Raw genomic sequence first — 11,527 nt, forward strand, 5'->3', positions numbered from 1 at the left:
CCTCGGATTCGTCTCGAACTGCGATCGGCCCGCTATAGCGGCTTTGTCGGCCGAGATACAGACAGACGGACCGACACCGCATGGTTACGCCGCTCCGGCAGGCGCGGATCGTTCACGTTCAGGGACGCGCCTGCGCCTTCTTCAGCGCGTAGACGGCTTCGAGCGCCTGGCGCGGGGTCATGTCGTCGGGATCGAGCGTCTCGAGCAGGCTTGCGAGATGGCCCTCGCCCGCCGGTTCGGCCTTCGCCTTCCGTTCGGCGCGGTTCTGGACGGCGAAGAGCGGAAGATCGTCCACTAGCGCCTGCGCGGGGTTTTGCCGTTCGCCCTCCTCGAGCTGTGCCAGCACGGCGCGGGCGCGCTCGATGACGACATCGGGAAGGCCGGCGAGACGGGCGACCTGGATGCCGTAGGAACCGTCGCTGACGCCGGGCGCCACCTCGTGCAGGAAGATTACCTCCCCGTCCCACTCCTTCACCCGCATCGTCGCGTTGACGAGGCGGTGCAGCTTTTCCGAAAGCGCGGTCAACTCGTGGAAATGGGTTGCAAAGAGGCCCCGGCAGCGATTGACCTCGTGGAGATGCTCGACCGCCGCCCAGGCGATCGACAGGCCGTCGAAGGTGGCGGTGCCGCGGCCGATCTCGTCGAGGATGACGAGCGAGCGCGGGCCGGCCTGATTGAGGATCGCCGCCGTCTCCACCATCTCGACCATGAATGTCGAACGCCCGCGTGCGAGATCGTCGGACGCGCCGACGCGCGAGAACAAACGGTCGACGACACCGATATGCGCCGAGCCGGCCGGCACAAAGGAGCCCATCTGCGCCATGATCGCGATCAGCGCGTTCTGGCGCAGGAAGGTCGACTTGCCGCCCATGTTCGGCCCGGTGAGCAGCCAGAGCGCGCCGCCGTCCTCACCCTGGCCGGAAAGATCGCAGTCGTTGGCGACGAACGGACCTTCGGCGTTGCGTCTGAGCACCTGTTCGACCACCGGATGGCGCCCGGCGACGATCGCCAGCGCATGCGAGCCGTCGACCGTCGGACGGCAATAGCCCTGCTCTTCGGCAAGCGTCGCGAGACCGGCCGAAACGTCGACGACCGCGAGTGCCGCCGCGGCCGCATGGATCGCCCCGGCTTCTTCCGTCACGGCTGCGACCAGCTCGGAGAAGATCGAAAGCTCGATCGAAAGCGCCCGCTCGGCGGCGTTGGCGATGCGCGTTTCGAGATCGGCGAGCTCGTTCGTCGTGAAGCGCATGGCGTTCGCCGTCGTCTGGCGATGGATGAAGCGCGCCTTCGCCGCCTCGCCTTCCATCAGCGCGCCGGCATTCGCGCTCGTCACCTCGATGAAGTAGCCGAGCACGTTGTTGTGCCGGATCTTCAGCGAGCGAACGCCGGTCTCCTCGGCGTATCGCGCCTGCAGCCCGGCGACGACACGGCGCGATTCGTCGCGCAGCGCCCGCATCTCGTCGAGTTCGCCGTCGTGCCCGTCGCGTACGAAGCCGCCGTCGCGGGCGAGAAGCGCAACCTCGTCGGCAAGCGTCGCGGAAAGCCGCCCGGCGAGTTCGGCGGGCAGGGCATGGATCGCGTCGAGCGCGCGGGTAAGCTCGGCTGGCGGTTCGCCGCCTTCGAAATGCCCGGTCAGCCGGACCGCCGCGGCCATGCCCGCACTGATCGCCGCAAGGTCGCGCGGGCCGCCACGACCGAGCGCCAGACGCGACAGCGCGCGCGGCATGTCGGGCAGGGTTTTCAGCGTATCCTGCAGGCGATCGATACGTGCCGAATCGCGCATCAGCCAGGCGAGCGAATCGAGCCGGATATCGATCGACGCGGGATCGGTCAGCGGTGCCATCAGGCGTTCGGAGAGAAGCCGCGCGCCGCCGCCCGTCACCGTGCGGTCGATCGCGGTGAGCAGGCTGCCGCGCCGCTCGCCCGAAAGCGTGCGCAGGAGTTCCAGGTTGGCGCGCGTCGCCGGATCGATGAAGAGGCTCGTCCCCGCCGCATCGCGCTCCGGCCTTGCGATCGGCGGGCGGGCGTCGATCTGCGTCTTTTCCACATAGGCGATCGCCGCCGCAGCGGCGGCCATCTCGGCGCGCGAGAAACGGCCGAAGCCGTCCAGCGTCGCGACGGAAAAGAAACGCGCCAGCCGATGTTCGGCGGTCGCGCTGTCGAAGAAGGGCGCGGGTTGCGGCACGGCGGTGCGGCCGAGAACGTCGAAGACGCCGCGCAGTTCGGGATCGGCGAAAAGCGTATCCGAAACGATCATCTCGCGCGGATCGACGCGCAGTACGTCTGCGAGCAGACGGTCGGCGGCGGTTTCGACGATGCGAAAGACGCCGGTCGAAATGTCGATCCAGGCGAGCGCGTAGCCGTTCTCGCCGCGCACGCGGGCAAGCGCCATCAGATAGTTCGGTTCGCTCGGCGAAAGCAGCTTTTCTTCCGTCAGCGTGCCCGGCGTCACGAGCCGCACGACGTCGCGGCGCACCACGGACTTGCCGCCGCGCTTCCTCGCTTCCGCCGGATCCTCGGTCTGTTCGCACACGGCGACGCGAAAACCGAGCGCGATCAGCTTTTCGAGGTAATCGTCGGCCGCGTGCACTGGAACGCCGCACATGGCGATGTCGCGCCCCATGTGCTGGCCGCGCTTCGTCAGCGTGATGCCGAGGGCGCGGGCCGCCTGCACCGCGTCGTCGAAGAAGAGCTCGTAGAAATCGCCCATGCGATAGAACAGGAGAAGGTCGGGATTGGCCGCCTTGATCTCGATATACTGTTCCATCATCGGCGTCGCAGCCGCGCGGCTTTCGGCCGTCGCGAGCGCCGCCGCGCCGAGTGTCGCCTCGGACAATGGGGTCTGGTCCGTCACGTCTGGAATCCGGCCCTGCCGTTCTTGCGAGGACGATGCCCCGGCCTCTTTCGCGTCCGCACTCTAGCGGCGAGCGGGTGGCCGCGACAACACGCCGAAGGAACGGCGGCAAGAGACCTCACAGTTCTCTTCGCACCGACGACGGAAAACCGGTGCATTCCTGCATCAGTTAACCTTCGTTTCGCGTCGGTTCCCGCATGTCAGGAACATTTCCAACCGCTAATCATTGCGCTGCCATGATGACAAGCAACCGCACCACCCTGATCCTTCTCGCGAGCACGCTCGCCGCCGGCATCTGCGCGGCGCTGGTCGCATTGGCGATCGCGACCGGTCCGGCGATCGGCCGGGATCGCAGCGTGGTCGATCGGGCCGACACGCCGGCATGCCGCCACGCGACGTGGCCCTACATCCCGCCGCAATGCATTCGCGGTGCGAAGGCCGGCGCGAAGAAGATCACATACGCCCGTCCGCTGGCGGCGGCGCGCGATCTCTGACGTTCAGGAAAAGCGTGCGGCGTCCGCGCCGTAGTAATTGATGTAGCGCTCGCTGATGCGTGCGATCGGCAGGACGATCATGACGTCCGTCGTGCGGAAATCGTGATCGACGAAGGCACCGTCGCCGACCATGGCACCGAGACGCAGATAGCCTTTGACGAGCGGCGGCAGAGCGGAAAGCGCGCGCCGCGGCTCGATTTCCTCCTTCGGCACCAAGTCCATCGGCTGATAGAGGCCGGGTAGCGCCGACACCGCCCATTCCCGTGTCGCGGCGTGGCAATGGGTGAGGTAGGACAGCGCCAGCGCGTGGTCTTCCGGCCGCGTGCCGGCAAACGACGCGCAGCCGAACATGACGTCGATCCCATGCTGCAGCGAATAGGCCCAGTTGCCCTGCCACAGAAGTTCGAGCGTGCGCCGGGTGCGATATCCCGGCAGCACACAGGAGCGGCCGAGTTCCATGAAATGCTTGCCGGGATGGCGTTCGAGCAGATCGGTGATGGTGAATTCGGATTCCGAATAGAAGCCGCCGTCGGTTCGCGCGACCGAACCGCGTAAGAGCCGGTAGGTGCCGACGATCTGGTCTTCGCGGTCGCCTTCGATCGCCGTGTCGAAGACGAGCAAATGGTCGCACACCGAATCATAGGGGTCGATGTCGCGCTTCAACCGCGTATTGGCCGGCGACATCGTCGCACCCATCTCTTCGGCAAAGACGCGGAAGCGCACGCCCTGCGCGGCGGCCACTTCGGCTGCCGTCGTCGCAAGCCGCGTTTCGAGCGTACCGATGCGTCCCAATGGGCGCGACGCCTCAGCATCCGTTTCCGGTTTCTCCGAGCAGGTCTGAAGCAATACGTCCCGCACCCTGTCCTGTTCCGCATACCGGTTGGGCGGGCCAACAGCCATACCGTCACCGTCCCCTCTCGCCGGATGTCATCATGCATGACACCGCGACATTATCGTGACAGGCCGGGAACGCCGCCGGCAGGCATGAACACGCCGAAAATACGGCCGGGCCGACGTTCCTTCACCTTTGGATAGCGGCTTGGGCGACGGTTTGCAACAAAGCGCGCGGATCGACCGGCTTTTCCACGTAACCGTCGGCCCCCGCCGCAAGCGCGCGCCGGCGCGCGCCGGCCTGTCCGTCGGCCGATAGAACGTAGACCGGCACGCCGGCCTGGCCCGCTTCCGTCTCGACCTCGCGAATCACGCGGATCGCCCCTTCCCCGTCGAGGACGGGCATGGCGAGGTCGGTCAGGACGACGTCGAAATCGCCGCCGTCGAAGACCGTCTCCACCAGCGCCTCGCCGTTCGTCACGCAGGTCACGACATGCCCGGCCTGCTCGAGGACCGAGCGCACGAGAAGCGTGTTGACCGGGTTGTCCTCGGCGAGAAGAACCGAAAGCGCCCGGCCCGAGGGGCGCTCGATCGTAAATCCGTCTTCCCGGGTTCGGGTAGGCTCGTCGTGCCAGGGCACATGCCCGCCGGTCTCGCGCGCCAGCACGCGGGCGAGCGAGATCGGGCGGATCGGCCGGATGAGCCAGGCGGAATAGTCCGTTCGCCCGACCGCGCGCAGCATGTCGCGCTCGTTCGGCGTCACCATCAGCGTCCAGACGGGATCGAGCCCCGCATCCAGTTCGGCGGAAAGGGCGCGCGCGGCATCGCTCATGCGGTTGTCGACGATCACGTCGGTCAGCGTCGCCCCGCCGCCGAGCCGAGCGAGCGCGCCGTGCGCCTCTGCGGGATCACTCTCCCTTTCCGCGCGGCCTCCGGCCTCGGTGATCAGCCGCGCGAGCACCGTCGCGGTCGCGCCTGCCGGCGCGAGGATGAGGACATGGCTTTCCGGCAGGCGCCTCGCGATCGGCGGCTGCGTGCCGGCTGCCGGTCGAAGGGGCAGATCGACGATGAACCGGCTTCCGCCGCCGGCGTTGTCGACGACGTCGAGCGTGCCGTCCATCGCCGCGACGAGGCGCGCGGAAATCGCAAGCCCGAGACCGACGCCGCCGCGCCTCCCGCCCGGCCCGCCGAGCTGTTCGAACTCGGCGAAGATGCGCCGGCGGTCGGCTTCGGCGATGCCGGGACCCGTGTCGCTCACCGAAAGGCGCATCCGTGCGCCTTCGACCGCGACTTCCACGAGGACGCCGCCCTCTTCGGTGAACTTTACCGCGTTGCCGACGAGATTGAAGACGATCTGGCGAAGCCGCGTGTGATCGACGACGATCGAGGCGGGCACGTCCGGCGCGACATGGGCGGCAAGCTCGATGCCCTTTTCGTGCGCGGCGGCCGCGGAAAGTTCGACGACGCGCTCGACAAGGCCACGCACCTCGCCCGGTTGCGGGTCGAGCTCGAAATGGCCGTTCTCCATGCCGGAAAAGTCGAGGAGGTCGCCGACGAGCGCCATCATCAGATTGCCGGAGTGGCGTACGGCGTCGAGGTAGCTTTCCTGCTCGCGCGTCAGCGTCGTATGCGCGAGAAGCTCGCTCATGCCGAGGATACCGTTGAGCGGCGTCCTGAGTTCGTGGCTGACCATCGCCATGAACCGCGACCTGGCAAGGACGACGCCCGGTGCCGCTTCGCCACCACTGTCACCGAGATCGTTCGGTGCGGCGACCGGACGGCCGATCGCGTGGACGAGCGGGCGGCCCGTGGCGCGATCGCGGGTCATCGCCTCGCGCCATTCGAAGACGCGAGGACCGGCAGGGGTCGTCAGAACCAGCCGGTCCTCGCTGCCGCCGGCTTCCTGATCTTCGGCTGCGAAGTCGAGCAGCATCCGGCCAAGCGGCTCGACACAGCCCGTCGTCCGGCAGAAGGCGTCGTTGGCATGGCGGATCGCACCTTCGATGGTGCGCACGACGACGAGGTCGCCGAACGCGGCCAGAAGATCGCCGAGCGCGTCGGCGTCCGGCCGGATGGGCTCGACGGTCGAAGGGGCTTCGCGGCGCGATCGTTGCATGCCGCCCTCTTACCCCACAGCGGGTTTCGAAATCCCTTCCACGCACCGATCGACCGGCGAAGGAACGTCCCGTTTCGGGTCGCCTACCGGTTCATGTCGACGACGACGCGACCGCGCACCTCACCGGCGAGGATGGAGCGTGCCGTATCGAGGATGCCGTCGAAGCCGATCGTCGTCGAAAGCGCGTCGAGCTTCTTGATGTCGAGGTCGCGCACGATGCGTGCCCATGCCTGACGGCGAAGGGCGAGCGGGGCATTGACGGAATCGACGCCGAGCAGCGAGACGCCGCGCAGGATGAACGGCGCGACGCTTCCCGGCAGGTCCATGCCCTGCGCCAGACCGCAGGCGGCGACGGCGCCGCCGTATTGCGTCATGGAAAGGATGTTGGCGAGCGTGTGGCTGCCGGCCGCGTCGACGCCGCCGGCGAAGCGCTCCTTGGCGAGCGGACGTGCGGGACCGGAAAGCTCGTCGCGGTGGATGATCTCGGCCGCGCCGAGACCTTTCAGGAAATCGGCTTCGTTCGTGCGCCCCGTCGAAGCCACGACCTCGTAGCCGAGCCTGGCGAGGAGCGCGATCGCGACGGTGCCGACGCCGCCATTGGCACCGGTGACGACGACGGGTCCGCGCTCGGGCGTGATCCCGTGGTTTTCGAGCGCCATGACGCACAGCATCGCGGTGTAGCCGGCCGTACCGACCGCCATCGCCTGGAGCGGCGAAAGCGCTTCGGGCAGTGCGATCAGCCAGTCGCTCTTCAAGCGCGCGTAGCGTGCGAACGCGCCGGTATGCGTCTCGCCGACGCCGAAGCCGTTGAGGATGACGCGGTCGCCCGGCTGGAACCGGTCGCTTTCGCATGCAACGACGGTGCCGGCGCAATCGATGCCCGGCACCATGGGAAAGCGGCGCACGACCGGCGAGGCGCCGGTGATCGCCAGCCCGTCCTTGTAGTTGACGGTCGTCGCCTCGACCTCGACGACGGTGTCGCCTTCCATGAGGTCGTCGAGTGCGACCTCGCGAACCTCGACGGACTGCTTCTTGTCTTCGTCGCGCGTAATCCAGATCGCCCTGAACGGCTCCTGCATGAAATCTCTCCAGATGGCGGCTTGACGCCGGCGTTTCGTCGAACCCTTGCCCTCAGGCTGCACCGGCGCCCATGCGCCCGTCAATGAACCCCGCGATCGTACCGGTCGACCCTCTACGTCAATCGTGCGGATCTTCGGCTTGCGCCCGGCGATCGCGGCGCATGCCGAGAAGCTCGTCGATGAGGACGGCGCATGCGCCGACGGTGATGAAGCTGTCGGCGAGGTTGAAGACGGCGAAGGCGTAGTTTTCGGTATGGACGAGCACGTAGTCGACCACGTGGCCGAGCAGGGCCCGGTCGATCAGATTGCCGATCGCGCCGCCGACAATGAGGGCATAGCCGAGATGGGAAAGCCAGCGCCGGCTTTCCGTGCGCCGCCAGAGATAGAGCACGAAGGCGATGACGCAGAAGGTCAGGACCAACAGTACGCCGATGCCGGCACCCGACAGGAAGGAAAAGGCGATGCCGCTGTTGTAGGTGCGAAAGAGGCTCAGCATCGGCAGCACATCGACGGGGCGATGGAAGGGCAGATGCGTTTCGACGAGCCATTTGACGAGCTGGTCGAGCGCGACGGCGAGCACGATCACGCCGGCAAGCGGAGCGGGTCTCGAAAGAACGGACCTTCTCACGAACCCTCCCCGAGAGCGAGCAGATGGCGGCGCGCCTCGTAGACCATGACGCCGGTCGCGACCGCGAGATTGAGCGAATCGGCCCGGCCGGCCTGCGGGATCCGTGCGAGCCGGTCGCATGCTTTTGCGAGCTCTTCGGGAAGGCCGGCCTGTTCGTTGCCCATCAGGAGGACGACGGGACGGTCCGAATAGGCGATCGTGCGATAGTCGATCGCGCCTTCGAGATGGGTGCCCACGAGCGCTGCCCCGCTCGTGCGCTGCCATGCGACAAACGCCTCGGGCGTCGTGCGCACGAGCGGCACGACGAAGATCGAGCCCATGGTGGCGCGCACCGTCTCCAGCGAAAAGGGATCGGTGCACTCGCCGACGAGGATGACGCCGCGAACGCCTGCCGCATCCGCCGTGCGCACGATCGTGCCGAGATTGCCCGGATCGCGCACCCGGTCGAGGGCAAGCCATGTCTCGTCCTTCGCCGGACGGATTTCGGCAAGCGACGTCAGACGCTGTTCGAAGACGCCCATGACCATCTGCGGATTGTCGCGCCGGGCGATGGCGGCGACAACCTTCTCGCTCGCCTCGAGAACGAGCCCGCCATGTGCGACGGCGCGCGCGGCGACCTTTTCGACCTCGGGGCGGCCGCGCACCGCCTTGGCGTAGACGAGCGTCTTGAGCCGCCATCCGAGTTCCAGCGCCTCGATGACGAGTTTCAGCCCTTCGGCGAGGAACGTGCCGGACGCGTCGCGGTGCTTCTTCTGGGCGAGCGCGCGAATGTCCTTGACGATGGGGTTGGCGAGGCTCGTCACCTCCTTGACCTGGCCGACGCGGGGCTGTCGTTCGCGCGGTTCGCGGCTCATGCCGGCACCCAGCGCGAAAAGAGGGAAGTGGAAAGCGCGCGCCCCGGCGTATCGCCGGTTTCACCGGCCTCCCCCGTCTCGCGGATGATGAGTTCGCCCGATTCGACGCAGCCGCCGGCCCCGCGCATCGTCTCGCGCATGAGTTCGTGCATGGAATAGAAGGAGGCGCGGATCGAATAGGCAGTCAGAACGAGGGCGAGCGGACTTTCGCTGAGGAGGTCGCGGGCGGTATCGAGCATCGTCGGCAGATGGTCGAAGAGCTGCCAGACCTCGCCGCCCGGTCCGCGGCCGAATTTCGGCGGGTCGGTCAGCACGATGTCGTAGCGGCTGCCGCGGCGCCGCTCACGGGCGATGAACTTCATGGCGTCCTCGCAGATCCAGCGGATCGGCCGTTCCTGAAGGCCGGCAAGCGCCTGGTTTTCACGCGCCCATCCGATCGCCTTCTTCGAGGCGTCGATATGGGTCACCTGCGCGCCCGCTGCCGCAGCGACCAGCGATGCGACGCCGGTATAGCCGAAGAGGTTCAGCACCTTGACCGGCCGACCGGCGTTGCGGATCGCTTCGCGCATGAAGGCCCAGTGCACGGCCTGCTCGGGAAAGACGCCGACATGGCGAAAGGCGGTGAAACGGCCGTTGAAGTCGACGTCGAGAAGACGCATCGGCCAGGTTTCGCCGAGCGCGCCCTTCGGAAAGCGCCAGCGGCCCATGCCTTCCTCTTCCGTATCGCCGGTGAAGACGGCATCGGCCGAAGCCCAGGCATCCTCGCCGAGCGCCTTCGGCCAAAGCGCCTGCGCCTCCGGGCGCACGACCCGCAGATCGCCGTAGCGTTCGAGCTTTTCGCCGGCGCCGCTGTCGATCAGCGCATAGCCGGCCTCGTTCGCCGTTTCGAGCACGAGCGGTACACGCTCCTCCGGCCTCGCCCCCGAACGCTTTGCCGGCTGCGGGGGTATCTCCGCCGGTGCCGTCGCCGTGCCCGTACCGTTGCCGGCCCGCGGCGCACGCGCCGTTGCCGGACGGCCGCCGTGCGATGCCTTCGCACGCTGCGGCTGCTCGTGCCGGGAGCGGAATTTTCGTCGCTTGTCCGGCACGATCAAAGCACCGCCTTCATGCGCATTTCGCCGATGGGCGAGGCAATAGAACATTTGACGGCCTTGGCAAAGGCATTCGCGATTGCGATAGTCCGCGCAACCATTCCAACGAGGGAGGACGGCCATGGACATGAACGGTGAAGAGCGCATCGAGGCGCCGCGTGATACCGTGTGGGAAGCGCTGAACGATCCGGACGTCCTGCGCCAGTCGATCCCCGGATGCCAGTCGCTGGAAAAGACCGACGACAATGCCTTTGCCGCCAAGGTGAAGGTGAAGATCGGGCCGGTGAACGCGACCTTCAACGGCAACGTCACGCTCCAGAACATCAACCCGCCGGAAAGCTACACGATCGTCGGCGAGGGGAATGGCGGCATCGCGGGTTTTGCCAAGGGCAGCGCCGACGTGACGCTCACGCCCGACGGCGACCATACGCTGCTGTCCTACGCGGTGAAGGCGCAGGTCGGCGGCAAGCTCGCCCAGATGGGTTCGCGGCTGATCGATTCGACCTCGAAGAAACTCGCCGGCCAGTTCTTCTCGAACTTCAACGATGTCGTGACCGGCAAGAAGGAAGCCGCAGCTTCCTAGAGCCCGGCCGGGCTGATCCAGCCCGGCGTCGCGAACGATGCGCAAACCGGGAGACGGAGCGCAGGAACCGAGCCGATCGAGGTCGCGGAGCGCTCCAGGCTCGGCGAGCCTTTTCGTCAGTGGTGCAGCGTCGCGACGCTGCGACCTTCGCCGGTCTGCGGCTTGTCGCGGCCGTCTTGCGAAGAACGCTCGCGCTTTTGCTTTTCCGCCTCGGCCTGCCAGCGCGTGGCCTCCAGCGTCTCCGTGCGCGCCTTCTTGCGGTACTTGCCCTGGCGAAGCCATGTCGCGAAGGAGCCGCAGATGATGCCGATCAGGAGCGCAGCGAAGAGAAAGAGGAAGAAGGGGCCGGTCAGCGAGAGCACGCGATCGTGCGGATTGAACGGGTTCAGCGCCAGCGTCACGTCGTTTCGGTTGGCCACCGAAAGCACGATGAGAATGATGGCCACCGGCACGAAGATCACGGTCTTGATGGTCTTGCGCATGCCTTCCTATGCTCCTTCGCAGCCCGTTTCTTCCAGCCGGCTCGCTCGGCCTCGAAAGCGCTTGCGGCATTCCAATGCTACTTGTGCGCCAGAGGCATCTACCGCGCCGGCCGGCATTTGAAAAGGCACGGACGCCCTCGTCGGAAGAGACAGGTCGATCGGCCGCGGGTACGGCGATGCGCCGACGCCGGAGCGGATCAGTCCGGCTTTGGAAATGCTCTACTCGACGCGCTGATCGGGATTGAGGCGCTCGCGCAGTTCCTTGCCGGTCTTGAAGAAGGGCACCCACTTCTCGTCGACGAAGACGGTCTCGCCGGTGCGCGGGTTGCGCCCCGACCGCGAAGGACGGTTCTTGACCGAAAAGGCGCCGAAACCGCGCAGTTCCACGCGATTGCCCTCGGCCAGCGCATCGCTGATCTCGTCGAGAATGGCGTTGACGATGTTTTCCACGTCGCGGTGGTAGAGGTGCGGATTGCGCGCCCCGACGATCTGCACGAGTTCCGACTTGATCACGG

General features: G+C 67.0%; 11 protein-coding genes. 2 read left to right on the top strand and 9 right to left on the bottom strand.

Annotated features, from left to right (window positions below; genetic code table 11):
• Nucleotides 1-118: 118 nt before the first annotated feature.
• Nucleotides 119-2,854, bottom strand: a complete 2,736-nt coding sequence (gene mutS / locus FJU11_RS09285) for a DNA mismatch repair protein MutS (RefSeq protein WP_235890958.1) — start codon at nt 2,852-2,854, stop codon at nt 119-121.
• Between the two features lie 236 nt (nt 2,855-3,090).
• On the opposite strand from mutS, the gene FJU11_RS09290 reads away from it, so the two are divergent.
• Nucleotides 3,091-3,348 carry a hypothetical protein gene (locus tag FJU11_RS09290; protein ID WP_181408119.1) on the top strand — a complete coding sequence of 86 codons (258 nt, stop codon included), beginning with the start codon at nt 3,091-3,093 and terminating at the stop codon, nt 3,346-3,348.
• A gap of 3 nt (nt 3,349-3,351) precedes the next feature.
• Here FJU11_RS09290 and olsB read toward each other — a convergent pair whose 3' ends face one another.
• The 6 genes from olsB to FJU11_RS09320 all read right to left on the bottom strand — a co-directional run bounded on the left by olsB (nt 3,352) and on the right by FJU11_RS09320 (nt 9,950).
• Complete coding sequence (gene olsB / locus FJU11_RS09295; protein ID WP_141166772.1) at nt 3,352-4,248, bottom strand: l-ornithine N(alpha)-acyltransferase; 897 nt, start codon at nt 4,246-4,248, stop codon at nt 3,352-3,354.
• A 121-nt stretch (nt 4,249-4,369) separates the two neighbouring features.
• Nucleotides 4,370-6,295 carry an ATP-binding protein gene (locus tag FJU11_RS09300; RefSeq protein WP_141166773.1) on the bottom strand — a complete coding sequence of 642 codons (1,926 nt, stop codon included), beginning with the start codon at nt 6,293-6,295 and terminating at the stop codon, nt 4,370-4,372.
• An 83-nt stretch (nt 6,296-6,378) separates the two neighbouring features.
• On the bottom strand, nt 6,379-7,374 hold the full coding sequence (gene acuI / locus FJU11_RS09305; RefSeq protein ID WP_141166774.1) for an acrylyl-CoA reductase (NADPH): 996 nt from the start codon (nt 7,372-7,374) through the stop codon (nt 6,379-6,381).
• A gap of 118 nt (nt 7,375-7,492) precedes the next feature.
• A complete protein-coding gene (gene lspA, locus FJU11_RS09310; protein WP_181408124.1) occupies nt 7,493-8,002 on the bottom strand; it encodes a signal peptidase II in 510 nt (169 codons plus the stop codon).
• Nucleotides 7,999-8,856: a TrmH family RNA methyltransferase gene (locus FJU11_RS09315; protein ID WP_141166776.1), complete on the bottom strand. Its 858-nt coding sequence runs from the start codon at nt 8,854-8,856 to the stop codon at nt 7,999-8,001. Before FJU11_RS09315 ends, lspA begins: the two co-directional genes overlap by 4 nt.
• Nucleotides 8,853-9,950 carry a class I SAM-dependent methyltransferase gene (locus tag FJU11_RS09320; RefSeq protein WP_407946693.1) on the bottom strand — a complete coding sequence of 366 codons (1,098 nt, stop codon included), beginning with the start codon at nt 9,948-9,950 and terminating at the stop codon, nt 8,853-8,855. Before FJU11_RS09320 ends, FJU11_RS09315 begins: the two co-directional genes overlap by 4 nt.
• A 118-nt stretch (nt 9,951-10,068) precedes the next feature.
• On the opposite strand from FJU11_RS09320, the gene FJU11_RS09325 reads away from it, so the two are divergent.
• A complete protein-coding gene (locus FJU11_RS09325; RefSeq protein WP_141166778.1) occupies nt 10,069-10,530 on the top strand; it encodes a CoxG family protein in 462 nt (153 codons plus the stop codon).
• 116 nt (nt 10,531-10,646) lie between these two features.
• On the opposite strand, the gene FJU11_RS09330 is transcribed toward FJU11_RS09325, so the two are convergent.
• The gene (locus FJU11_RS09330) at nt 10,647-11,012 is read right to left on the bottom strand and encodes a DUF1049 domain-containing protein (protein WP_141166779.1); all 366 of its coding nucleotides are present in this window, start codon (nt 11,010-11,012) and stop codon (nt 10,647-10,649) included.
• A 219-nt stretch (nt 11,013-11,231) separates the two neighbouring features.
• Nucleotides 11,232-11,525 carry an integration host factor subunit beta gene (locus FJU11_RS09335; RefSeq protein WP_141166780.1) on the bottom strand — a complete coding sequence of 98 codons (294 nt, stop codon included), beginning with the start codon at nt 11,523-11,525 and terminating at the stop codon, nt 11,232-11,234.
• Nucleotides 11,526-11,527: the final 2 nt, after the last annotated feature.

This window comes from Pararhizobium mangrovi (assembly GCF_006516965.1).
Taxonomy (GTDB): domain Bacteria; phylum Pseudomonadota; class Alphaproteobacteria; order Rhizobiales; family Rhizobiaceae; genus Pararhizobium_B; species Pararhizobium_B mangrovi.

Coding starts and splice junctions, on each gene's coding strand:
- FJU11_RS09290 (WP_181408119.1), top strand. CDS start 3,091: ATGATGACAAGCAACCGCACCACCCTGATCCTTCTCGCGAGCACGCTC.
- olsB (WP_141166772.1), bottom strand. CDS start 4,248: ATGGCTGTTGGCCCGCCCAACCGGTATGCGGAACAGGACAGGGTGCGG.
- FJU11_RS09300 (WP_141166773.1), bottom strand. CDS start 6,295: ATGCAACGATCGCGCCGCGAAGCCCCTTCGACCGTCGAGCCCATCCGG.
- acuI (WP_141166774.1), bottom strand. CDS start 7,374: ATGCAGGAGCCGTTCAGGGCGATCTGGATTACGCGCGACGAAGACAAG.
- FJU11_RS09315 (WP_141166776.1), bottom strand. CDS start 8,856: ATGAGCCGCGAACCGCGCGAACGACAGCCCCGCGTCGGCCAGGTCAAG.
- FJU11_RS09325 (WP_141166778.1), top strand. CDS start 10,069: ATGGACATGAACGGTGAAGAGCGCATCGAGGCGCCGCGTGATACCGTG.
- FJU11_RS09330 (WP_141166779.1), bottom strand. CDS start 11,012: ATGCGCAAGACCATCAAGACCGTGATCTTCGTGCCGGTGGCCATCATT.